Origin of the sequence: Martinezella rhizogenes (assembly GCF_000799715.1) — a bacterium.
In the GTDB taxonomy this organism is placed as follows: domain Bacteria; phylum Pseudomonadota; class Alphaproteobacteria; order Rhizobiales; family Rhizobiaceae; genus Rhizobium; species Rhizobium rhizogenes_C.
This window is the reverse complement of the sequence record NZ_JUHG01000011.1, coordinates 1,632,319-1,654,027: the sequence shown is the minus strand read 5'-3', so window position 1 is coordinate 1,654,027 and position 21,709 is coordinate 1,632,319. Positions and strand designations below refer to the sequence as shown.

Annotated in this window: 21 protein-coding genes; 12 read left to right on the top strand and 9 right to left on the bottom strand. The window is 61.7% G+C overall.

What is annotated here, in order from left to right:
• Positions 1-23 precede the first annotated feature (23 nt).
• Together EX00_RS11900 and EX00_RS11895 are read right to left on the bottom strand one after the other, a co-directional pair.
• Positions 24-944 carry a YncE family protein gene (locus EX00_RS11900; protein ID WP_047457399.1) on the bottom strand — a complete coding sequence of 307 codons (921 nt, stop codon included), beginning with the start codon at positions 942-944 and terminating at the stop codon, positions 24-26.
• 142 nt (positions 945-1,086) lie between these two features.
• A complete protein-coding gene (locus EX00_RS11895) occupies positions 1,087-2,022 on the bottom strand; it encodes an AraC family transcriptional regulator (protein WP_080761231.1) in 936 nt (311 codons plus the stop codon).
• A gap of 232 nt (positions 2,023-2,254) precedes the next feature.
• Here EX00_RS11895 and EX00_RS11890 point away from each other — a divergent pair, with 232 nt between their 5' ends.
• Positions 2,255-3,247, top strand: coding sequence for a substrate-binding domain-containing protein (locus EX00_RS11890; protein ID WP_047457748.1), 993 nt, complete (start codon positions 2,255-2,257; stop codon positions 3,245-3,247).
• Positions 3,248-3,313: 66 nt separating this feature from the next.
• Here the strand turns inward: EX00_RS11890 and EX00_RS11885 are convergent, their stop codons facing one another.
• Genes EX00_RS11885 through EX00_RS11865 form a run of 5 tightly spaced genes read right to left on the bottom strand, consistent with a single transcriptional unit; the run spans position 3,314 to position 8,347 of the window.
• Complete coding sequence (locus tag EX00_RS11885) at positions 3,314-4,579, bottom strand: ABC transporter substrate-binding protein (protein ID WP_047457395.1); 1,266 nt, start codon at positions 4,577-4,579, stop codon at positions 3,314-3,316.
• 25 nt (positions 4,580-4,604) lie between these two features.
• Positions 4,605-5,441, bottom strand: a complete 837-nt coding sequence (locus tag EX00_RS11880; protein ID WP_047457392.1) for a carbohydrate ABC transporter permease — start codon at positions 5,439-5,441, stop codon at positions 4,605-4,607.
• Complete coding sequence (locus EX00_RS11875; protein WP_047457389.1) at positions 5,438-6,361, bottom strand: carbohydrate ABC transporter permease; 924 nt, start codon at positions 6,359-6,361, stop codon at positions 5,438-5,440. Before EX00_RS11875 ends, EX00_RS11880 begins: the two co-directional genes overlap by 4 nt.
• On the bottom strand, positions 6,354-7,517 hold the full coding sequence (locus EX00_RS11870; RefSeq protein ID WP_047457385.1) for an ABC transporter ATP-binding protein: 1,164 nt from the start codon (positions 7,515-7,517) through the stop codon (positions 6,354-6,356). The genes EX00_RS11875 and EX00_RS11870 overlap by 8 nt, the downstream gene beginning before the upstream one ends.
• Positions 7,514-8,347 (bottom strand): metallophosphoesterase family protein, encoded by an 834-nt coding sequence (locus tag EX00_RS11865; RefSeq protein ID WP_047457382.1) that lies wholly within the window; start codon positions 8,345-8,347, stop codon positions 7,514-7,516. The genes EX00_RS11870 and EX00_RS11865 overlap by 4 nt, the downstream gene beginning before the upstream one ends.
• Positions 8,348-8,585: 238 nt before the next feature.
• Here EX00_RS11865 and EX00_RS11860 point away from each other — a divergent pair, with 238 nt between their 5' ends.
• From EX00_RS11860 to EX00_RS11835, 6 genes are all read left to right on the top strand, one after another.
• A complete protein-coding gene (locus EX00_RS11860) occupies positions 8,586-8,795 on the top strand; it encodes a SlyX family protein (RefSeq protein ID WP_047457379.1) in 210 nt (69 codons plus the stop codon).
• 124 nt (positions 8,796-8,919) lie between these two features.
• Complete coding sequence (msrA, locus tag EX00_RS11855; protein ID WP_047457376.1) at positions 8,920-9,660, top strand: peptide-methionine (S)-S-oxide reductase MsrA; 741 nt, start codon at positions 8,920-8,922, stop codon at positions 9,658-9,660.
• A 119-nt stretch (positions 9,661-9,779) separates the two neighbouring features.
• On the top strand, positions 9,780-10,703 hold the full coding sequence (locus tag EX00_RS11850; RefSeq protein ID WP_047457373.1) for a bestrophin family protein: 924 nt from the start codon (positions 9,780-9,782) through the stop codon (positions 10,701-10,703).
• Positions 10,704-10,768: 65 nt separating this feature from the next.
• Positions 10,769-11,308: a sigma-70 family RNA polymerase sigma factor gene (locus EX00_RS11845; protein ID WP_047457370.1), complete on the top strand. Its 540-nt coding sequence runs from the start codon at positions 10,769-10,771 to the stop codon at positions 11,306-11,308.
• Complete coding sequence (locus EX00_RS11840) at positions 11,295-12,065, top strand: anti-sigma factor family protein (RefSeq protein ID WP_047457746.1); 771 nt, start codon at positions 11,295-11,297, stop codon at positions 12,063-12,065. Before EX00_RS11845 ends, EX00_RS11840 begins: the two co-directional genes overlap by 14 nt.
• A 22-nt stretch (positions 12,066-12,087) precedes the next feature.
• Positions 12,088-12,804 (top strand): Bax inhibitor-1/YccA family protein, encoded by a 717-nt coding sequence (locus tag EX00_RS11835; RefSeq protein WP_012652482.1) that lies wholly within the window; start codon positions 12,088-12,090, stop codon positions 12,802-12,804.
• 335 nt (positions 12,805-13,139) lie between these two features.
• On the opposite strand, the gene dgoD is transcribed toward EX00_RS11835, so the two are convergent.
• Both dgoD and EX00_RS11820 read right to left on the bottom strand, forming a co-directional pair.
• The gene (dgoD, locus tag EX00_RS11825; RefSeq protein ID WP_047457365.1) at positions 13,140-14,288 is read right to left on the bottom strand and encodes a galactonate dehydratase; all 1,149 of its coding nucleotides are present in this window, start codon (positions 14,286-14,288) and stop codon (positions 13,140-13,142) included.
• A gap of 62 nt (positions 14,289-14,350) precedes the next feature.
• On the bottom strand, positions 14,351-15,115 hold the full coding sequence (locus EX00_RS11820; protein ID WP_047457362.1) for a FadR/GntR family transcriptional regulator: 765 nt from the start codon (positions 15,113-15,115) through the stop codon (positions 14,351-14,353).
• Positions 15,116-15,395: 280 nt separating this feature from the next.
• Between EX00_RS11820 and EX00_RS11815 the strand changes: the two genes are divergently transcribed.
• From EX00_RS11815 to EX00_RS11795, 5 genes are all read left to right on the top strand, one after another.
• Entirely contained in the window at positions 15,396-15,827 is a 432-nt protein-coding gene (locus EX00_RS11815) for an OsmC family protein (protein WP_047457359.1), read from the top strand.
• 236 nt (positions 15,828-16,063) lie between these two features.
• Complete coding sequence (locus EX00_RS11810) at positions 16,064-16,543, top strand: hypothetical protein (RefSeq protein WP_047457358.1); 480 nt, start codon at positions 16,064-16,066, stop codon at positions 16,541-16,543.
• Between the two features lie 122 nt (positions 16,544-16,665).
• A complete protein-coding gene (locus EX00_RS11805; protein WP_047457355.1) occupies positions 16,666-17,274 on the top strand; it encodes a TetR/AcrR family transcriptional regulator in 609 nt (202 codons plus the stop codon).
• A gap of 58 nt (positions 17,275-17,332) precedes the next feature.
• The gene (locus tag EX00_RS11800) at positions 17,333-18,490 is read left to right on the top strand and encodes an efflux RND transporter periplasmic adaptor subunit (protein ID WP_047457353.1); all 1,158 of its coding nucleotides are present in this window, start codon (positions 17,333-17,335) and stop codon (positions 18,488-18,490) included.
• A gap of 20 nt (positions 18,491-18,510) precedes the next feature.
• Positions 18,511-21,666 carry an efflux RND transporter permease subunit gene (locus EX00_RS11795; protein WP_047457350.1) on the top strand — a complete coding sequence of 1,052 codons (3,156 nt, stop codon included), beginning with the start codon at positions 18,511-18,513 and terminating at the stop codon, positions 21,664-21,666.
• The last annotated feature ends 43 nt before the right edge of the window (positions 21,667-21,709 follow it).

Genomic DNA, 21,709 nt, shown 5'->3' with positions numbered 1-21,709 from the left:
GCGACCTGTAGTTGGCTGGAACCTCAAACCACCGCGTAGACAATCCCGGTGAACGAGCCTGCATGATGCAGCAACTCGCGTTCGCCCGAGCCATCGAGGCTCGCCGAATAGAGATTGCCGCCGATGTCGGTGAAGAACATGCGGTTGTTCGGCAGGTCGAGCGACAGGCCGATGCCTTCGTCGAGGCCCTCGAGGACGACTTCGGAGGTTGCCGCGAGATCGTCCATTTGGGCGCAATTGACAGTGTTGCCGCGCGGAAGATTGCCGCGGTCGGTCCAGTAGATGGTGCGGGTGGCGAGATCGAGTTCGAGGTCGATCGGCTCCGGCAGCTTATCGAGCAGAACTTCGATATCGCTGCGGCTTGTCGCCGTCTCGCCTTCGGGAATGTTGACACCGGCGCGGAAGATGCGGCCGAGGCCGGCGTCCGGGGGACCCTTCTGCGTCCAGTAGATCTGTCCGAGCGGCAGGTCGAGCGCGATGCCGACGCACCAGCGTTCGATATCGGCGCTGTCTTGCGGGCTGTCGCCGTTCTGCACCAGCGTCTCGATGTCGGAGCCGTCGATATTGGCGCGCATCACCCGCATGCCCTCGCGGTCGCACCAGTAGAGCTTGCCATTGCCGTAATCGATCTGGATCTGCTTCGGCGTCACCAGCGTGCTGCCGGGCGGAATAAGCGTCACATGATTGCCGTCGTCGAGATCGATGCGCTCGATCGAGCCGTCATGGGCGTTGTAGTCGGTGCCCATCTCCGTCCAGTAGAGCCAGCCGTTTTCGCTGTCGACGAGAATGCCGTCCGGGCTGCGACCCGGCCGCTGGATGATCAGCTGGAGGTCGGTTCCGTCGATGGCGGAGGAAAGAATTCGGCCGTCATTGATATCGAGGAAGAACAGCCGTTCGGTCTTATCAGGGGAAATGGCAGGCGTCCGTGCTTCTGCTTCAGACATGAGAGCATCCTTTCAAAGGGGCGGATCTGCGGATCACAGCAAGGCGATGATGGCATCGCTTGATGACAGCATCATTCGTCTTCGTGGTCTTATTGAGGATCTGCTGCGATGCAGCGAAGATCAAGCGCCTAGATGTCGCGGGTCACGCTTCGCCCAATGCGATCGATGTCATGTCGAAGGCTGCCGGTCCCTGCGATTCCCGCCAGCGTCCCGGCGTGAGGCCGACGGATTGCGAGAAGACTCGCGTCAAATGGCTTTGATCCGAGAAGCCGCACATCAGTGCGATTTCAGCAAGTGGCGTCCCCTTGCGCATCAGCTCCTTGGCGCGGTCGACACGGCGCTGCATCAGCCAGCGATGCGGCGGGATGCCGGTGCTGCGCGCAAAGGCACGGGCGAAATGGCTGGTGGAAAGGCCGCAGTTACTGGCCAGCTGCGCCAGGGACACATCCCGATCCAGCCGGGCGTTGATCGTATCGCGGGCACGGCGCAGCTGCCATGGTGTCAGGCCGCCGATAACAGCGGATCGCGCCGTGCGCATGCGGCCATAGCGCTCCGCGATATGGGCGTTGAAGGCCTTGCCGATGGGATCGAGCAGCAAAGAGCTTGTCCGGTCAGGATGCTCGACGGCCGAGGTCAGGCGAGACAACAGGTTTTCGAGGACGGTATCGCCCGTCGCGCAGCCAGGTGTAAGCGAAAGTTCGGTAATTCGGTCGAAGCTGTGGCGTGGCAGATAGAGGCTGATCGTCTCCCCACCATCCGCCTCCGCAGGCGGGTCGAGGATCAGGCGGGCAAGCGCGATCATGCTGTGGGGGAAGGGGATGACCGGAACGACACATTCGTCAAGCGTGACCCGGTCCAGCGCCGGCTCCTGATGTTGCAGGCCAAGCACGAAAGCAGGCGTCTCGGGACAGTCGATGTCAATGCCGTTTTTACAGAGGATAGCGCGAAGCGAGCACGCCGGCGCGCTCAGCCTGAAATAGTCCTCGGACTCCACACCTTGCAGCATCGTTGCCACGCCCCATGCCAACAACAGCCGGCCCCTTCGGGACCGATGCCACTGACGATTACCAATTTTCACGCCGCTATCCTAGATAGTGCAAAGCGAAAGCCGTCAGTCGCGTTAAAATATGATATAAATATACTATTGCTAATATAGCAATCATGCCAGCGCCGGTCATAAGGGGAGTGCCAACCGCAAATCCCGTTTCGACCCCATTCAAATAACTGTCATCGAACTGCTATAAATCCCCGCCATTCCCATGGCCTGCCGGCCTTCAACGGCGGACCTGAAGCCGGAGATGCATGAAATCATGTCGACGCTCCAGCAAGTCGCTTTTCGTGCCGGCTGTTCGATCGCGACCGCGAGCCGGGTGCTCAATCACAACGGTCCGGTCAGCGACGAGATGGTGCGCCGCGTGCGCCGGGCGGCGGCCGAGCTCGGCTATCGCGCCAGCGGCCGCGCCGGCAGCTATATCAGCCGTCGGCCAGCGATCGGCGTGCTCATCCCCAGCATCACCAATCCGGTCTTTGCTGCTTCGCTTTCCAGCATCCAGCACCGGGCGCTGCATGCCGGCCATAGCGTGCTGATCGCGCAGTCGAACTACGATCCGGCGCAGGAGGCGGATGCCGTGGCCTCGCTGCTGCACCAGCGGCCGACCGGGCTCATCCTCACCGTCTGCGATCCCGAGCGTAGTCCGGCGCTTTCCTTGGCATTGCCGCCCACCGTGCTGCTCGGTAATCTGCCGACGGCACGCTTCACGGCTGCGGTGGCGACCGACAATTTCGGCGCCGGCCGGGAGCTGACCGAGCATCTGCTGCATATGGGGCATCGCCGCATATTGTTCATTGCCGGCCACTTCGCCGCGTCGGATCGCGCCAAGTTGCGTTATCTGGGTTATCTCAGGTCGATGGAGGAGGCCGGTCAGCCGCCGATCGAAGCATTGCAGATACCTTTCATCGACAGCCTGGAGCAACTCGATCTCGGAGACGTCGTATCGCGGCTAAAGCCGACGGCCATCATTGCGTCCAACGATCTTCTGGCCCTCGGGGTCATGGGTGCCCTCAGGCGGCAAGGCCTTTTAATCCCGCGCGACATTTCCGTTGCCGGTTTTGACGGCATTGCCATCGGCCGGCTGATGGATCAGCCGCTGTCGACGGTGGAGATACCGGATGCGACCATGGGCGCGGCAGCGGCCTCGCTGCTGCTGGACATGGCGGAAAATGCCGCGCCGCCGCGCCACCTGACCGTACCCTACCGGCTGCGGCCGGGCGGGACGGTCCGTAATCTCAACATTTCGTCCTGACGCATTCGTAGACATGGAAACGCCGCCTCCGGGAAAGGAGGCGGCGCGTCTGGCGGTCAACTAAGCTTAGCTGCGCGGCAGCATGCCTTCGACGTCGGAAGCGGCGTCATCGAGCGCTTCCTTCGGCTCGGCCGAGCCGTCGATGATGCGCGACAGGTTGTCGACGATCGTCTGCGTGACCTTGACGCCGTTGGCGCCGGGGAAGGCGTACCAGGGGATCATCACCGGCATCTGGCTAAGGCCGGCCTGGAACAGCGGGTTCTTCTTGTAGAAGTCACCGAGATACTCGGCCGATTTGGCGGCGAGTTCGTTGTTCGGGACATAGCCGGTGCCGGGAACCACGACCGAGGCGCCGTAAGGGCCGGCGGCGAACTTGGCGAACTTCCAGGCGGCTGCTTCCTTGACCGGCTCATGGGTCAGGATGACGACGGCGTTGCCGCCGGTCGGCAGGCGGCCCTTGACCGGGTCGATCAGCGGGATCTTGGCGGTGCGCAGGTCGAACTTGGCGCCGACATTCTTGACCGTGTTAACCAGCGCGCCGGTGGTCTGGAATTCGAAGCCAACCTTGCCGGCGGCAAAAGCCTGTTCGCCGGCCGACTTGGTGAAGACCGGCAGGCCGCCTTCCTTGACGAAGCGCTGGATCAACTCGACGGCCTTCTGTCCCTCGGGACCGTTGAAAGCGACCTTGCTTTCATCGTCGCTCAGCATCTTGCCGCCGGCGCCGAAGAGGAGGGCGGAGAACATCCAGTCGTCGCCCTGCCAGCGGAAGTCCATGCCGTCGACGCCGTTGCCGAGCGCCTTGATCTTGCCGGCGAGCGCGATCACCTCATCCCAGGTCTTCGGCGGGCTGTCCGGGTCGCCACCGGCGGCCTTCACGAGATCGGCATTGTAGTACATGATCGGGTTGGAGGTCGCGAAAGCGAGGCCGACCTGCTTGCCCTTGACCTGGGCGAGCTTCAGGATGGTGTCGGAGAAGCCCTGCTCGGCCATGTTGCCGTCCTTCTGGACGAGCGGCCCGAGATCGACGGCGACATTGCGCTCGTCGATCATCCGCAGGCGGTTGAGGCCGATGAAGGTGACATCGGGCATCTCGCTGGTGCCGGCCTGGCGCAGGATGGTCTGGATGCCCTCCTCATAGGTGGCTGAGGGCGCGGCGAACTGGATCTTGATATCCGGGTTTTCTTCCATGAATTTCTTCGAGATCGTGTCCATCACGTTCTTGAAGAAGCCAGGCATCGGATAGTGAACCGTCAAGGTCGTCTCGGCGTAAGCCGGGGCCGACACGACCATCGAAATGGCCGCGGCGGCGAGAATCTGGGTGATATGCTTCATCGCTCGTTCTCCTGTTTCGAACCGGTCAGCCCTTGAGACCGGTCATGGTGATGCCCTCGACGAAGCGCTTCTGTGCGAGAAGGAATGCGGCGACGAGGGGAAGGGTGATGATCAAGGTTGCCGCCATGAGCGCGCCGTAGTCGTCGCCGGCCTCGGCCGCGCGGAAATACATGAGGCCCAGCGGTGGGGTGGCGTAGTTCTGGTTGCTGATGACGATCAGCGGCCAGTAGAAATCGTTCCAATGCGCCACGACCGAGAAGATCGCGAAGGCGGTGACGGCCGGCCAGGCGTTGGGCACGATGACGCGGGCGACGATGCCGAGCTCCGACATGCCGTCTAGGCGGGCCGCATGGATCAGATCATCCGGCATGGCGCGGAAGAACTGCAGGAACATGAAGATCGCGAAGACCGAGATCGAGAAGGGTGCCACCAGCGCGGTGTAGCTATTCAACAGCGACAGGCTGTTGAAGGCGACATAGAGCGGCAGGGCGGTCGCGTGGATCGGGATCAGCAGACCGAGCATGACCAGCACCATCATCAGGCGCGCGGCAGGGAACTTCAGCTTCGCCATGGCATAGGCGCAGGGGATGGCGATCAGCACCTGGAAGAAGAAGATTAGGCCGCAGATGACAACGCCGTTCAGCAGCAGCGTGCCCATCGGCACTTTGCTCAGCGCCTTGGTGATGTTCTCGACATAGAAGAAATGCGTCGGGATCAGCTTCAGGGCGGAAGTGAAGATATCGTCCTGTGCCTTGCCGGCGGTCGAGATCATGAAGATGTAGGGCGCAAGGAAGACGAGGGAGCCGAGGATCAGCAGCGAAAGGCGCAGGATGCGGCCGGGAGTGAAGCCAGTGGAGGTCATGTGTAATGCACCTGCCGGTCCTGGACGCGATATTGCAGGAAGGCCAGCACCACCAGAATAGCGAGGAAGACAGTCGTCATCGCCGAGGCATAGCCGACTTGCATATAGACGAAGCCCTCCTGGTAGATGGTGAAGAGCAGCACTTCCGAGGCATGGTTCGGGCCGCCTTCGGTCAGCGTCTTGACGGTATCGAAGACCTTGACGGCATTGATGATGCTGATGGTGGTGACGAACAGCGTCGTCGGCCCGAGCATCGGCCAGGTGACCAGCCAGAAGCGGTCGAGCGCCGATTTCGCGCCATCGACTTCGGCCGCGGCATAAAGCTCGCGCGGGATGGCGGTAAGGCCGGCGAGGAACAGCACCATGTTGAAGCCGACCGTCTGCCAGACGCCGATGATCGACAGGCTGTAGAGGGCGGTCGCCGAGGAGGCGAGCCAGTTCGGACGCGGCAGGCCGATTTCGCCGAGCAGGGCGTTGATCGGGCCGATGGTCGGATGGAAAAGGTATTGCCACACGGTTGCCATGGCGACGATCAGTGAGGCAACGGGCAGGAAATAGGCCGTGCGGAAGAAGCTGCGGCCGATATTCTCGCTCTCGATCAACAGCGCGACGCCGAGGCCAAGCACGATCGAGGTGGGAGCGACGATGGCTGTATAGACTGCCGTATTCCACAGCGATTTCTGGAACGTGCGGTCCTTCATGAGATGCGCGTAGTTCTCGAAGGCAACAAAGCGCAGGCCCTTGTCGCCAAGCTGGAAATCGGTGAATCCCAGACAGATGACGGCGACGATCGGCAGGAGAACGAACAGCACGATCAGGATGATCGCCGGAAGCGCCAGCAAGAGGGCGGTGCGGGCTTCGCTGCGCTCATGCTTCGCCGCCGAACGCATCGTCATGGTCGTTGCGGCGATGCTAGCCATGGGCTTTCTCCCTGCCGGCATCGATCGTAACGGGAGCAGCACGCAGGCGGCGGCCGTCTTCGGCGAAGACCAAGGCCTGTTCCGGCGCTAGCGTCAGCGCGACCGGCATTCCGGCGGAGAGGCCCGCTGTGTCGGCGGGCGTGAGCTTGGCGACGATGCTCTCGCCGATGGCGTCGAGCTTGGCATGCAGAATGACTTCCGAGCCGAGGAACTCCATTCGCTCGATATGAGCGGCAAGCGCGTCCTGGCGGCTGCCGGCGAGACGAACGAATTCCGGGCGGATGCCGAGGGTGACGGCGGAGCCGGCAAAGGTGCTTTCCTCCAACGCCAGTCTGATGCCGCCGAAGGCGACGGTGCCGTTTTCGGCCCGTGCGGGCAGGAGGTTGATGCGCGGCTGGCCGACAAAGCGGGCGACCTCGACATGGGCCGGATCGTCATAAATTGTCTGCGGTGAGGCAAGCTGCAGCAACTGTCCGCCGATCATCACGGCGACGCGGTCGGCCATCGACAGGGCTTCCGCCTGATCGTGAGTGACATAGACGGTGGGAACGCCGGCGCGGCGATGCAGATCGACGATCTCGCCGCGCGCATGGACGCGCAGGTTGGCGTCGAGATTGGAGAGCGGCTCGTCCATCAGGAAGACGCTCGGACGGCGCACCATGGCGCGGGCGAGAGCTACGCGCTGCCGCTGGCCGCCGGACATCTGGCCGGGCTTGCGGTCGAGCAAATGGTCGATCTTCAGCGAGGTCGCCATCTCGCGGACATCACGGATGATGCCGCTGCGGGTCGCGCGCTGGCCGGGGATCATCGCGCCGATGAAGGGCAGGCGCTGCATGCGCGTCAGGCGGTGCATGGCGAGCGGCACGGCGATATTTTCAGAGGCCGTCAGATGCGGATAGAGCGCGTAGGACTGGAAAACCATGGCGATGTTGCGGTCGACCGCCGCGACGCCGGAGACGTCGTTGCCGCCGAGAATGATTTCACCGGTGTCGGCATGATCGAGGCCTGCGAGAATGCGCAGCAGCGTGCTCTTGCCGCAGCCGGAGGGACCAACGAGGGCGATGAACTCGCCCGGCTCGACGTCAAGGCTGACGCCTTTCAGGATAGCGTTGCCGCCGAAGGATTTGGTGATACCGCGAAGCGAGAGCGCGCTCATTCCGTCGGCTCCTTCGCCTTGGGAACTGCCTGCGGATAGACTTCCATGACGACGTCGTCGAGGAAATAGGCCGTCATGCCGGGAACCGCGACGATCTCGGTGGTGACGTCGTCGCCGAGTTCGTGGATCGCGGCGCCGATCAGACGTTCGCCCGGCATTTCCCGCTCCATCGTGTCGAGGATGAAGGCGGCGGGCGGCGCCCAGACCAGCGCCGTGTCGTTGAACCGGCCTTCCCAGGTCCAATGCAGGTGGCCGCTGCCGAGCAGGGCGACGTCATGGGATGCGATCAGATCATAGAGCCGGCTGCGCTGCGCCGGGCGTATGCTCCAATAGCCGGTGTCGCCCTCGTCGGGCGCATCGACGAACAGCGGCTTGTGGGCGAAGAGCGCCACGCGGCGGTCGCCACGGCTTTCGAGCCTTTCCTGCAGCCAGTCGAACTGCTTCTGCTCCTCGGTATCCTCGAAGCCCATCAGCAGGCTGTTGAGGCCGATCAGCCGCCAGTTGTCCACGTCCTTAGCCCAATAGTCCGGACCGACGAGACGACGCCAGCGTGCCAGACGCTCGGGATTGACGGGCTGGTAGGAGCCTGGCAGGTGGCCGACATCATGGTTGCCGGGCACGATCAGCATCGGTACGGAGACCTGACGCATCAGGTCCATGGAAAAGGTGAGATCTTCGTCCTTGTCGGCGCCATCGACGCTGAGGTCGCCAGTGTGGACGATAAGATCGGCGCCGCTTGCCTCGATCCATTTCGCCAGCGGCTCCCAATTGCCGTTGAAATGCGGCTTGTTCGGGCTCAAATGCGTGTCGGTGATCTGGATGATCTTCAAGGCGCTTCTCCGGAAATCTTGAAAGAGCGCGCTTGTGGAGGGAATTTCCCTCAAAAACTGCGCTTCTTGCCGATCTCTTTAGAAGGCCCCGATGTCAGTTAGGTAACAGGTCTTTTCACCTGTTTTCCAGTTTTGTCATATATTCGTCAAATGGCGCCAGTGCCTGTCATATGCCTAATTGAGAGACTATACGTCGGCGGTTCGGGTGATATAGATCGCAGCCGAAAGAGGAACAGAGATGTCAGACGAACAAAGCCGCATCACCACGCTCGAGGAACTGGTTGCCTATCAGGCAAAGACCATCGAGGAACTGTCCGACCAGGTGGCGGAGCAATGGAAAGTGGTCGAGCAGACGAGGCTGAAGCTCGACCGGCTGGCCGAGCGTTTCCTGACGCTGGAAGAGCAGTCGATGGACGCGCCGGCCATCACCAAGCCGCCGCATTACTGACCGGGCTTGGCCTGCCGCGCCATCACGTTTCGGTGTTTCACGCGGGCGTGTGTAACAAAAGCCTCTATCCTCCCGTATCCCTTTTGACCGGAGACTTTACACTCGCGGTCGAGAGGAGATGATCATGAAAGATACGATCCGCAAGGCCCTGTCGCATGTTGCCCGCCCGGCTGCCTTTGCCGTGGGCGCCGTGCTGCTGGCCGGGGTTGCGCTGCAATTCGTGGGCCACGCCTCGGCTGAAGATGCCCGCGTCATTCCGGCGCCCGCCGTGGACGAAAAGCCGGGCTCGGGCGGCACGGAAACCATCGTTCTTGCCGGTGGCTGCTTCTGGGGCGTGCAGGGCGTGTTCCAGCACGTCAATGGCGTCGTCAGCGCCACCTCGGGCTATGCTGGTGGCAAGAAGGATACGGCTCGCTACGAGACAGTGAGCGGCGGTGATACGGGCCATGCCGAATCCGTGCGGATCGTCTTCGATCCGCATAAGGTCAGCTACGGGCATCTGCTGCAGATCTATTTCTCGGTCGCTCATGATCCGACGCAGCTGAATTATCAGGGGCCGGACAGCGGCACGCAATATCGCTCGGCAATCTTCCCGACCACTGCCGAACAGGCTGACGTCGCCAAGGCCTATATCGGCCAGCTCAATCACGCCAAGGTCTTCGATGCGGCGATCGTCACCAAGATCGAGTCGGAGCGGCAGTTCTATGCCGCCGAGGGCTATCACCAGAACTTCCTGACGATGAACCCCAATTATCCCTACATCGTCGTCAACGACTTGCCGAAGGTCAAAAACCTGCAGCGCATGTTCCCTGGAGATTATCGCTCCGATCCGGTGCTGGTCGCAGCCAACGCCTCCGGGAATTGAAGAAGACCGGCTAGCAATGCGGGCCGGTCACGGCGGGTTTGCAGGAAATGCTCGTTATTCTCCCGGTGTCTGGTGTATTGCTCGGCAACGCCAGACATCAATCGAGAGCGCCTCCTACCATGATCGTCCGCGACCGGCCGAACCTCTTCCAGCTTTTCTTCATTCTCCGCGGGTCGGTGATCCGACGGATATTACCGCAGATCGTCGTGATCTTCCTGCTGTCGGCGTTGATCGTCTGGGGGCATGAAGAGCGTCCCAACGTTATCCTCTCCTTCAACGGATCGCCCTTTTCGCTGCTCGGCATCGCGCTCTCCATATTCCTTGGCTTCCGTAACAACGCCTGCTACGACCGCTGGTGGGAAGGGCGGCGCGATTGGGGACAGCTTATCCAGGTCAGCCGTGGCTTTGCGCGGCAGACATTGATATTGGAAGCGGCCGGTGAAGCCGGGCGTCAGGCACGGAGGGATTTACTGCGGCTGACGATGGCCTTCGCGCAGGCGCTTGTCTGTCATCTGCGGCCCGGCGGCGACGAGAACAAGGTGCTGCAACACCTGGCGCCCAGCGAAGTCGATTTCTATCATACTGCTCAAAATAGACCGGACCTCCTGTTGCGCCTGATGTCGGCGGATCTGGCGCGGCTGAAGGCGGCGGGCGGGATTTCGGATATCCAGTACCAGATGCTCGATGCCAGCATCGGCCAGTTGGGGGCGGTGCAGGCGGCCTGCGAGCGTATTCGCAACACGCCGCTGCCGTTCGGCTACACGCTGCTTCTGCACCGCACCGCCTACCTTTTCTGCTTCCTGCTGCCCTTCGGCTTCGTCGATACGCTCGGCTGGGGTTCGCCCTTCGTAGCCGCGCTGGTGGCCTACACATTCTTCGGTCTCGATGCGCTTGGCGACGAGCTGGAGGACCCGTTCGGCAATCGTCCTAACGCGTTGGCGATTGGCGCTCTTGCCGATACGATCGAGATCAATCTCAGGGAAGCGCTCGGCGAAACCGACCTGCCGCCCATGCCACAGCCCAGGGATTTCGTGCTGATGTAGGAGCCCGCCAAAAAATATTTGCCGGACCATGGAATAAGATCGGCCCGGCTTCCGTATATTGGGGTATGGAACGCAACAAACGGACATTCGACGTTTTAGGGCAGCTCGGTTCGCTGAGACGCTATGCCCGTTCGCTTGTCCGCAACGCGGATGAGGCGGAAGACCTGGTGCATGATGCGCTGGTCAAGGCCTATGAGCGCAAGACGAGTTTCCGGCGCGGCGCGAACCTGCGCACGTGGCTGCTGTCGATCCTGCACAATGCCCATATCGACCGCCTGCGCCAGAAGCGTTCGCTGAACCGTCGCCATGAAGAGGCGGCTATCGAGTTCGAGCCGACGCTGCCGGCTTCGCAGGATCATGCCGTACGCCTGAGCCAAGTACGCGACGCCTTCTTCAATTTGCCGGAAGAGCAGCGCGAGGCGCTGCATCTGGTGGCGATCGAGGATCTTTCCTATCAGGAGGCGGCCTCCGCGCTCGGTATCCCCATGGGGACGCTGATGTCGCGCATCGCCAGGGCCCGCGCTAGCCTCCGGAGTTTCGAGGAGATGGCACCCAAGATCTCGCATCTTCGGCTCATCGATGGGGGCGGCAATGAAAACAATTGATCCGATCATCGATAGCGATCTCGACGCCTATGTCGATGGTGAGCTGACCGTGGCGCGCCGCGTCGAAGTGGAATCCTATCTGTCGGAACATCCGGCGATCGCCGCCAAGGTCATGGCCGATCTCAGCATGCGGGGCGAGCTGCGCATGGCGTTGGCCGGCGAAGACCTGGCGGCGAAGGCGGAAACCCGCGAGGCCGCCCGTCGGCTGGAGCGCGGGCTTGCCTATGGTCGTGTGCTCAGTTCCTTCCAGCGAGTGGCGGCTGTGGCCATGCTGATGGCGACCGGCTGGGTGGCGCATACATCCTTCGGCGCCTTCACGGCGAGCGAGGTCAATGCTTCGGTTCCAGCACCCGCTTTCGTCGACGATGCCGTGCGCGCCTATCAGGCGACCGCCACGCGCGATACGATCAAAGTGCAGTCTGGGCAGGCGGGCTACAGCCCGGAAGAGATCCGCGCCTCCACGGCGATCGTCCTTCCGGACATGCCCGTGGGCTGGCGCGTCACCGATGCGCAGATCTATCCGTCCGAATTCGGCCCGAGCGTTGAAATGACGGTCGATGCCGGCGAGGGCGGGCATTTGTCGCTGTTTGCCATCCGGCCTGGCAACTTCGCCGTCCAGAAGGTCAGCCATGTCACGCGCGACAACGTCCAGGCTGCCTATTGGCAGATCGGCGAAGTCGCCTATGCCCTGATCGGCGGCGGCAAGGCGAACGAACTCGATGGCGAAGCTGAAAAGCTCGCCCGTACCCTTTATTAGTTTGGATCAAAGGAGATCGACTATGAACCCGACCAATCCGCGCTTCGGCTATGGCGCCGCCGCCGGCTCGCAGGCGCTCTTCGACGAAGGCCTGCGCAAGCACATGCTGCGCGTCTACAACTACATGGGCATCGGCCTTGTGGTGACCGGTATCGTCGCGATGATCGTCGGCACGACGCCGGCGCTCTATGTGCCGATCTTCCAGTCGCCGCTGAAGTGGGTCGTCATGCTGGCGCCGCTCGCCTTCGTGCTGTTCTTCTCGTTCCGCATCCAGACGATGTCGGCGAGCGCCGCGCAGACGATGTTCTGGGCCTTCTGCGCCGTCATGGGCCTTTCGCTCGCGTCGGTGTTCCTGGTCTTCACCGGCACCAGCATCGCGCGGACCTTCTTCATCGCAGCGACGATGTTCGGCGCGACCAGCCTCTACGGCTACACGACCAAGCGTGATCTCGCCAATATCGGCTCGTTCCTGATGATGGGCCTGTTCGGTGTTATCATCGCCAGCGTCGTCAATATCTTCCTGGGTTCCAGCGCGCTGCAATTCGCCATCTCGATCATCGGCATCGTGGTCTTCGTCGGCCTGACCGCCTGGGATACGCAGAACATCAAGGAACAGTATGCCGAGAATCACGATCAGGAGACCTCTCAGAAGCTCGCCGTCTTCGGCGCCCTGTCGCTCTACCTGAACTTCGTCAACATCTTCCAGCTCCTCCTGAACTTCACGGGCGAGCGGGAATAGCATCGGACTTTAGAGCTTGGGCATGATCTGAAAGTTACTCCACTCTTTCGCTGGTCATGCTCCGAGAATGCGTCTCCCTGGGGGTTTGTGAGACGCATGACGCGCCTGCGGTATCTGCGCCGATACCGCAGGCGTATTTTATTTTGGGGGTGGGATTTCCCCCGGTCGTCTTTGATCGCAGGGATCTTTTCGCGAGCGCGCGGGGAGATACGGTCTGGGCGTGCGTGCGGCGGCGTCAGAACGTGGCGGCAGCTTTCGAGTTCGTGGAGGGTATCAGAGGCGCGTCGTATAGAGATTACGCCCTCTGACACCCATCCTCGGAAAATATCAGCGACCTACCACTCGGCGACGCTGCCATCCTCATGACGCCAGATCGGGTTGCGCCAGCGATGGCCTTCCTTGGCGCGTTCGATGACGTAGGCTTCGTCCACTTCGATGCCGAGGCCGGGGCCCTGCGGGATCGAGACGAAGCCGTCGGCATAGTGGAAGACTTCCTTGTTGGAGATGTAGTCGAGGATGTCGTTGCCCTTGTTGTAGTGGATGCCGAGACTCTGTTCCTGAATGAAGGCATTGTAGCTGACGGCGTCGACCTGCAGGCAGGCGGCAAGCGCGATCGGGCCGAGCGGGCAATGCGGGGCGAGCGCCACGTCATAGGCTTCCGCCATGGCTGCGATCTTGCGGCATTCGGTGATGCCGCCGGCGTGGCTAAGGTCGGGCTGGAGGATGTCGACATAGCCGTCCGACAGGACCTGCTTGAAGTCCCAGCGCGAGAACAGCCGCTCGCCGAGCGCGATCGGCGTCGAGCAATGATTGGCGATTTCCTTCAAGGCTTCGCGGTTTTCGGAGAGCACCGGCTCTTCGATGAACAGCAGCTTGTAGGGCTCCAGCTCCTTGGCGAGAACCTTGGCCATCGGGCGATGGACGCGGCCATGGAAATCGACGCCGATGCCGATATGGGGGCCAATCGCCTCGCGGATGGTGGCGATGGTTTCGACCGCCTTCTCCACCTTGTCATAGGTGTCGACGATCTGCATTTCCTCGCAGCCGTTGAGCTTGATCGCCTTGAAGCCGCGAGCGACGACGTCCTTGGCATTGTTGGCGACGTCGGAAGGACGGTCGCCGCCGATCCAGGAATAGACCTTGATCTTGTCGCGGACCTGGCCGCCGAGCAGCGAATGGATCGGCTGTCCCAGCGCCTTGCCCTTGATGTCCCACAGCGCCTGGTCGATGCCGGCAATCGCGCTCATGTGGACGGCGCCGCCGCGATAGAAGCCGCCGCGATACATGACATTCCAATGGTCTTCGATCAGGAAGGGGTCCTTGCCGATCAGATAGTCTTCCAGCTCGTGCACGGCGGCCTGGACGGTCAATGCACGGCCTTCGACGACCGGCTCGCCCCAGCCGACGATGCCCTCGTCCGTTTCGATCTTCAGGAACATCCAGCGCGGCGGCACGATATAGGTCGTCAGTTTGGTGATTTTCATGGGAATGCTTCCGTTTCGGCTTTTGGTCACATCGGCGGCGGAAGGCCGCGGATTTCGGGGTTTCAGGTCCTGCGCTTCTCCGCTCGGCCCGTCGCCTTTCCAGCGGCAAGGTCGCGTGCGGCAAGGTCGAGCAGGCGGTGAGTGCAGTCACGCGCGGCGGTGCCGTTGCGCAGGCGCAGCGCTTCCACCAGCTCGCCATGCACGGCGATCGCCTCGTCGCGGCTGTCGGCGGCGACATTCGAGGCGTGCAGCGCATATTTGAGGCCGGCATGGATGGCGCTGGACAGGCGGCGGAACACCTGGTTGTGGCTGGCGCCCAGGAGCACCGTATGGAACATCACGTCGGCTTCGGTGAAGCGCTCGGGATCGTCGCCGGAAGCGCACATCTGCCGCCAGGCCCGGTCGAGATCGGCGATCTCCTGGGCGGTGGCGCGCTCGGCGGCATATTCGGCGGCCACCGGCTCGATGGTGCGCCGCGCCTCGAGGATGCTGCCGAGAATATCGAATTCGGCAATATACGGCCCCATCCATTCGAGCACGTCCTGATCGAGGATGTTCCAGTCATCCTTGTCGCAGACGGTGGTGCCGATGCGGGGCTTGCCACGAACCAGGCCCTTCGATTCCAGGATCTTCAGGGATTCGCGGATGACGGTGCGGCTGACGCCATAGAGCTCGCAGAGATCGTTTTCGCGCGGCAGGGCCGAGCCGGAGGGATAGCGTTCGGAGCAGATGTCTTCGGCAATCGCCGCCGTCACGTTCCGGCGCACGCGCGGACGGCGTTCGGGCCGATTGACCAAGCCATGCTCTTGCCGTTCAAACGAATCCAACTATCTCTTCCCCGCTCCTCACAGTGGAAATCATCTTACTACAATCATCATACACAGGCAATTCCCTGGTATGATGATTTATCGAGTGGCTCGTACGAACGGGGAGGGGCGATGCGCCTTTTCGGGACAGCGAAACACTCATTGTTATGGCGCTGTCGTCATCGGCGGATAGAGCACTATATTGTGGATTGGGGCGGCCAAGAGGCGGCTTCCCATCGATCCCTGCCGGGAGGGCAGAGACCCATTTTCCCGACGCTCAATCAACGACAAGGAGGACGATATGCAGATCAATCGCACAGGTTCGGCCCAATGGTCCGGCGGTCTGAAGGATGGCAAGGGCCAGATCTCGACCCAGAGCGGCGCGCTCAATCAATATCCCTATGGTTTCGCCAGCCGCTTCGAAGGCGTTGCCGGCACCAATCCGGAAGAGTTGATTGGTGCTGCCCATGCCGGCTGCTTCACCATGGCGCTGTCGCTGATCCTGAATGAAGCGGGCCTGACCGCCGAGAGCATGGAGACGACGGCCAAGGTCACGCTCGAAAGTGTCGAAGGTGGTTTTGCGATCAGCGCGATCCATCTGACGCTGACGGGCAAGGTTCCCGGCGCCGACGAGGCCAAGTTCACTGAGCTTGCCAATAAGGCCAAGGCGGGTTGCCCGGTCTCCAAGGCGTTGGCCTCTGTGCCGATCTCGCTGGATGTTCGTCTGGCCTAGGCTTGGAATCCAACGATTCAACAGGCTCTCCGCGGCGCGAAGAGCCTGTTGAACGATGCCCCGTGATGGCAAGGGTGGCAATCTCCGCACGCAACGGGTATTGGTGGTCTTGGGAGCCGGTTGCCGCCGTAAGACGGGCCGCTAGGGCGCGGTTTCGCGCATAAATCTACAATCCCTCATTATCGCGCCGAACTAGTCTTGCCGTGGAAAAGTCCCGCGCGATGGAGAGGTTTCGCATGTCCGCACTGACCTGGATTCACGTCATCATCAGCCTGATCGCCATCGTTGCCGGCGTTATCGTCGCACAGGGATTGATTACCGGCGACCGCCATCAGCGGTCGACACTCGTCTACATGGTCACGATTTTGCTGACCAGCCTGGCCGGATTTCTCTTTCCGTTCAACGGCGTGACGCCAGGCATCATATTCGGCGTCATCACGGTTCTGATCTTCATTCCCACAGCGATTGCGCGCTATAAATTTCAAATGACCGGTATCTGGCGGCTCGTTTTCATCATAGGCAGCCTGTTCATGCACTACCTTAATTGCGTGGTGCTGATCGTTCAGTCCTTCCAGAAGATTCCAGCGTTGAACGCGCTTGCTCCGCAGGGGAACGAGCCGCCACTTCTGGCTATTCAGGCCGTGCTGCTCATTGCATTCCTGATTGTCGGCTTGCTGAGCGTACGTCGGTTCCGCCCGCAGATTCTCGGCGCCTGATCCCTGATCATAATCGTTGTTTGAACCGCCTCATCGCCAGGGGCGGTTTCTTGACAGGTGTGGTTCTATGGTTTACGAGTGATGAAAATTAAAAATCGTCACTCGTAAACCGAAAGTAAACCATGCTTGATCTTTCCGATGTCACCGCCGATCCGGCGCGTCAGGAAAACATCACGAAAATCCTTGATGCGGCCGAAAGGCTGTTCCGTCACTACGGCTACGCCAAGACGACAGTTGCCGACATTGCCCGCGACCTTGGCATGTCCACGGCGAATATCTACCGCTTCTTTGCTTCAAAGACTGAGATCCGCCAGGCGGTTTGCGGCCGGATGCTTGAATATAACTACCAGATGGCGTTGGAAATCCGCCGCCGCCCGATAAGCGCCGCCGACCGGCTGCACGCCTATGTTTATGCGCAATACAAGCAGACGTGCGAAACCATGCTCGATGAGCAGAAAGTTCATGAGATGGTGATCATCGCCATCGAGCACGATTGGCATGTCATCGAAAAGTTTATCGATCGCATTCAGGATTTGATAGCCGAGATCATCGCCGAGGGTATCGCCGCCGGCGAATTTCTTGAACAGGACCCCTATGTTGCATCGAAATGCTTCGGCGCGGCGACGGTCAACCTCTGTCATCCTCAGATGGTGGCCCAATGCCTTGCCAAGCCGAACCGGGCCGAACCCGAAGACCTTATCGAATTCGCCATCAGGGCGCTGAAGAAATAGCAGTCCGCGTGCCGAATGATCGGCCGTGCTTGCATTCCGTTTGACTAAGGAGAGCGACATGCGTTCGCTGACGACCACCACGATACGATCCATAGCCGGCGTTGCATTCATTGCCGCTATCGGTCTCACGCTTTCCGGCTGCAACGAGAAGAAGGAAGAGGCCGCCGAGGTGATCCGGCCGGTGAAGGTTGTCGAGATCGCGCAGGCGGATACGGTGCGCAAGCTCGATTATTCCGGCTCGGTCAAGGCGCGGACGGATATGAACCTCGGCTTCCGCGTCAGCGGCAAGATCGTTGAACGCAAGGTGGATATCGGCCAGAAGGTCAAACCCGGCGATGTGCTCGCCCGCATCGACCCCACGGACTACGCTCTGGCGGTGCGCCGCTCGCAGGCGGATCTCGATTCGGCTGAAAAGCAGATGCAGACAACGGCGCTTGCCCGCAATCGCGCCCAGCAGCTCTTCGACAAGAGTGTCGGCTCGAAATCGCAGCTCGAACAGGCCGAGCTTTCCTATGACCAGGCCGTCTCGACGCGGGATTCCGCCGTGTCGGCGCTGACGGAGGCGAAGAACCAGGTCGCCTATGGCGATCTGACGTCGGACATGAACGGCATCGTGACGACCGTCAATGCCGATGTCGGCCAGGTGGTGAGCTCCGGTACGCCCGTCATCACCGTCGCTGTCGACGGCGAGAAGGAAGTGCTGATCGCCGTGCCGGAAATGGATATCGCGCAATTCAAGGTCGGCAAGGACGTCAAGGCGCGCTTCTGGTCCGACGATGCGCTGGTGCTCGACGGCAAGGTGCGTGAAGTGTCTGGCAGCGCCGATGCGCAATCGCGGACTTTCGCCGTGCGCGTCAGCCTGCCCAGCGATCCGCGCGTGCTGCTCGGCATGACCGCGACGATCGAGGCCGAAGCCGGCAATACCCAGCCTTACGTGTCCATTCCGCTGAGCGCGCTTGCCCAGAGGGACGGCCAGCAGATCGTCTGGCTGGTCGACCGCAGCGCCGGCACGGTGCATTCCCGCAACGTCAAGGTCGCCGATTTCGCCGACGACGGCGTGCGCGTCGCCGATGGCCTGAAGACCGGCGATGTCGTGGTTGCCGCCGGCACGCAATTCATGACCGAGAATATGAAGGTCAAGGTGCCGGATGCCCAGCAGGTATCGGCCGCGACCAATGGCAGTGCCGCCACGGCCGCTGCCGATATCGTGCGTTAAGTAGAACGAGGGGCGGGACCATGACTATCAACAGCACCTCGGAAGAGAAGAAGCCTTTCAACCTCTCGCGTTGGGCGATTGCCCATCCGAGCATCGCGCGCTTCCTGTTCGCGCTGATCATCATCGCGGGTGCCTTCGGCCTGACCCATATGGGCCAGAAGGAAGACCCGGATTTCACCTTCCGTGTCATGGTCGTGCAGACCGTCTGGCCCGGCGCCTCGCTGCAGGATATGGAAGACCAGGTGGTCAACAAGATCGAGCGCAAGCTGCAGGAAACGCCGCATCTCGATTGGGTCAAATCCTATACCCGCGCCGGCTTCGCCATCACCACCGTCCAGATCAAGGGCGACACCAACACCGCACAGGTGAAGGACGCCTTCTATCAGGTGCGCAAGAAGATCGGCGACATCGCCAATACCTTGCCGTCCGGTTTGCAGGGTCCGTATTTCAACGATGAATTCGGCGATACCTACATCACCCTGCATTCGATCAGCGGCGACGGCTATACCTATCCCGAGCTGAAGAAATTCGCGATCCAGGCGCGTGACATGCTGCTCGCAACGCCCGGCGTCGAGAAGGCCGTGATCATCGGTGACCAGCCGGAGCAGATCTATATCGATGTCTCCTCCAAGGTGTTGGCCGAACGCGGCCTGACGCTGACCGCCCTGCAGAACGCCATTGTCGGCCAGAACAATGTCGATCCGGCCGGCACCGTCGACACCAGCACGCGCTCCGTGCGTATCTCGGTCGAGGGTGACGTCAACAAGATCGAGGACATCAAGAACCTCCGGTTGACCGCCGGCGGCCAGGTGGCGCGTCTCGGCGATATCGCCACGGTGAGCGCCGGTCTGCAGGATCCCTATACGGCCAAGTTCCTCTACAATGGTCACGAGAGCGTGCAGCTCGGCGTCGTCATGGCCAATGGCAACAAGGTGACCGATGTTGGTGCTGCGGTTGAAGAGACCTACAAGCGCTTCACAGCTTCGCTGCCGGTCGGCGTACAGGTCGATCAGGTTGCCAACCAGCCTGAGGTCGTGACCGACGCCATCAGTGAGTTCATGCATGCGCTCGGCGAGGCGCTGGTGATCGTGCTGATCGTCTCGTTCCTATCGATCGGCTGGCGTTCCGGCCTGGTGATAGCCATCGCCATTCCGCTCGTGCTGGCGGCGACCTTCGCCATCATGTACGAACTCGGCATCGACTTGCAGCGCATCTCGCTCGGCGCGCTCATCATCGCACTTGGTCTTCTGGTCGACGACGCCATGATCGTCGTCGAACTGATGGAGCGCAAGCTGGAGGAGGGGCTCGCCAAGCTCGATGCGGCAAGCTTTGCCTATTCCTCGACCGCTTTCCCGATGCTGACCGGCACGCTGATCACCACCGCCGGCTTCATTCCGGTCGGCTTCGCCGCCTCGACGGCGGGTGAATATGTCCGCACGCTCTTTTACGTCGTCGGCATCGCGCTGGTTATCTCGTGGTTCGTCGCGGTCTATTTCACGCCCTGGCTCGGCTATATGATCCTGAAGCAGCGCCACCATGTCGGCGAGCATCACGATGTCTTCGACACGCGCTTCTATCGCCGCCTGCGCTCGTCGGTTGCCTGGGCCGTGCGCCATCGCGTCATCGTACTGCTTCTGACCATCGCCGCCTTTGTCGGCAGCCTATGGTCTTTCCAGTTCATCCCGCAGAACTTCTTCCCGCAGTCCTCGCGTCCGGAAATCCTGGTCGATCTCTGGCTGCCGGAAGGCACCAGCATCAAGGAAGTCGAACGGCAGGCGCAGGCGCTGCAGGCGCGCGTGGCCGACGATCCGGACAAGCGTTTTGTTGCCACTTATGTCGGCCAGGGCGCACCACGCTTCTTCCTGCCGCTCGACCAGCAGCTCACCAATCCGAACTATGCCCAGATGCTGGTCATGGCAAACGACGAGCCCGCGCGTGAGCGGCTGATCATCAAGCTGCGCGGCATTCTTGCCACCGACTTCCCCACGGTTCGCGGCAAGGTCGACCGCCTGTTCCTCGGCCCGCCAACCGGCTGGCCAGTGCAGCTTCGCGTCATGGGTCCGGACAGGCAGGAGGTTCGCCATATCGCCGACGAGGTGAAGCAGCGCTTCATGCAGAACCCGCTGCTTGGCGCCATCCATGACGACTGGCTCGAGCCGGTGCCGGCGATGAAGCTGGTGATTGATCAGGATCGCGCTCGCGCTCTCGGCGTCACCTCGCAGCGCATCCGCCAGATGCTGCAGGCCTCGATGTCCGGCGCCACTCTCGACAATTACCGCGAGGGCGAGGAGACCGTCGGCATCGTCGTCAGGGAGCCGCAAGCCAGCCGTCATCTGCTGACCTCGGTCAATTCGATCTATATCCCGACCGATACCGGTGGTTTCGTGCCGCTGTCGCAGGTGGCGAAGATCGAGCCCGTGATGGAGCAGGGCATTGAGTGGCGTCGCGACCGCCTGCCGACGATCACGGTCCGGGCGACATTGCCCGACAGCGTGCAGTCGAACGATGTGACCGCCAAGCTCTATAACGACATGGCTGATCTCCGGAACAGCCTGCCGGCCGGCTACAAGATCGAGATCCAGGGCGGTGCCGAAGACAGCGCCGAAAGCCAGGCCTCGATCGCCGCCAAGGCGCCGATCATGCTGATCATCATCGTCGTGCTCCTGATGGCGCAGTTGCAGCATTTCGGTAAGGCGATGCTGGTGCTGGCCACCGGCCCTCTCGGCATCATCGGTGCCGCGGGTGCCCTCTTGATCAGCGGCGCGCCCTTCGGCTTCGTGGCGATCCTCGGCGTTATCGCGCTGCTCGGCATCATCATCCGAAACTCGATCATCCTCGTCGACCAGATCGACCAGGATATCGCGGTGGGGATGGACCGGAAGGAAGCGATCATCGGGGCTGCCGTGCGACGTTTCCGGCCGATCGTGCTGACGGCGCTGACGGCGGTTCTGGCGCTGATCCCGATCTCGCGCGGCGTCTTCTGGGGTCCGCTCGCCTATTCGATGATGGGCGGCATCCTGGTTGCCACCGTGCTCACCATCTTCGTGCTGCCGGCGGGCTACGCCTTGTTCTTCGGCCGCGAGCCGAAGAAGAAATCGGCCGAGCCGACGGTCGAGCAGCCGCAGGAAAGCAACGACGCCGTCGATCATCTGCCGCCGGCCATAGCCGCGGAATAACAGGCGCAATGAGAGCAAAAAGGGGTCCCGGCCGATGTCGGGA

What these genes read in the sequence shown, in the direction of transcription:
- EX00_RS11900 (WP_047457399.1), bottom strand. Translation starts at nt 944, where the DNA reads ATGTCTGAAGCAGAAGCACGGACGCCTGCCATTTCCCCTGATAAGACC.
- EX00_RS11890 (WP_047457748.1), top strand. Translation starts at nt 2,255, where the DNA reads ATGTCGACGCTCCAGCAAGTCGCTTTTCGTGCCGGCTGTTCGATCGCG.
- EX00_RS11885 (WP_047457395.1), bottom strand. Translation starts at nt 4,579, where the DNA reads ATGAAGCATATCACCCAGATTCTCGCCGCCGCGGCCATTTCGATGGTC.
- EX00_RS11880 (WP_047457392.1), bottom strand. Translation starts at nt 5,441, where the DNA reads ATGACCTCCACTGGCTTCACTCCCGGCCGCATCCTGCGCCTTTCGCTG.
- EX00_RS11875 (WP_047457389.1), bottom strand. Translation starts at nt 6,361, where the DNA reads ATGGCTAGCATCGCCGCAACGACCATGACGATGCGTTCGGCGGCGAAG.
- EX00_RS11870 (WP_047457385.1), bottom strand. Translation starts at nt 7,517, where the DNA reads ATGAGCGCGCTCTCGCTTCGCGGTATCACCAAATCCTTCGGCGGCAAC.
- EX00_RS11860 (WP_047457379.1), top strand. Translation starts at nt 8,586, where the DNA reads ATGTCAGACGAACAAAGCCGCATCACCACGCTCGAGGAACTGGTTGCC.
- msrA (WP_047457376.1), top strand. Translation starts at nt 8,920, where the DNA reads ATGAAAGATACGATCCGCAAGGCCCTGTCGCATGTTGCCCGCCCGGCT.
- EX00_RS11850 (WP_047457373.1), top strand. Translation starts at nt 9,780, where the DNA reads ATGATCGTCCGCGACCGGCCGAACCTCTTCCAGCTTTTCTTCATTCTC.
- EX00_RS11845 (WP_047457370.1), top strand. Translation starts at nt 10,769, where the DNA reads ATGGAACGCAACAAACGGACATTCGACGTTTTAGGGCAGCTCGGTTCG.
- EX00_RS11840 (WP_047457746.1), top strand. Translation starts at nt 11,295, where the DNA reads ATGAAAACAATTGATCCGATCATCGATAGCGATCTCGACGCCTATGTC.
- EX00_RS11835 (WP_012652482.1), top strand. Translation starts at nt 12,088, where the DNA reads ATGAACCCGACCAATCCGCGCTTCGGCTATGGCGCCGCCGCCGGCTCG.
- dgoD (WP_047457365.1), bottom strand. Translation starts at nt 14,288, where the DNA reads ATGAAAATCACCAAACTGACGACCTATATCGTGCCGCCGCGCTGGATG.
- EX00_RS11815 (WP_047457359.1), top strand. Translation starts at nt 15,396, where the DNA reads ATGCAGATCAATCGCACAGGTTCGGCCCAATGGTCCGGCGGTCTGAAG.
- EX00_RS11810 (WP_047457358.1), top strand. Translation starts at nt 16,064, where the DNA reads ATGTCCGCACTGACCTGGATTCACGTCATCATCAGCCTGATCGCCATC.
- EX00_RS11805 (WP_047457355.1), top strand. Translation starts at nt 16,666, where the DNA reads ATGCTTGATCTTTCCGATGTCACCGCCGATCCGGCGCGTCAGGAAAAC.
- EX00_RS11800 (WP_047457353.1), top strand. Translation starts at nt 17,333, where the DNA reads ATGCGTTCGCTGACGACCACCACGATACGATCCATAGCCGGCGTTGCA.
- EX00_RS11795 (WP_047457350.1), top strand. Translation starts at nt 18,511, where the DNA reads ATGACTATCAACAGCACCTCGGAAGAGAAGAAGCCTTTCAACCTCTCG.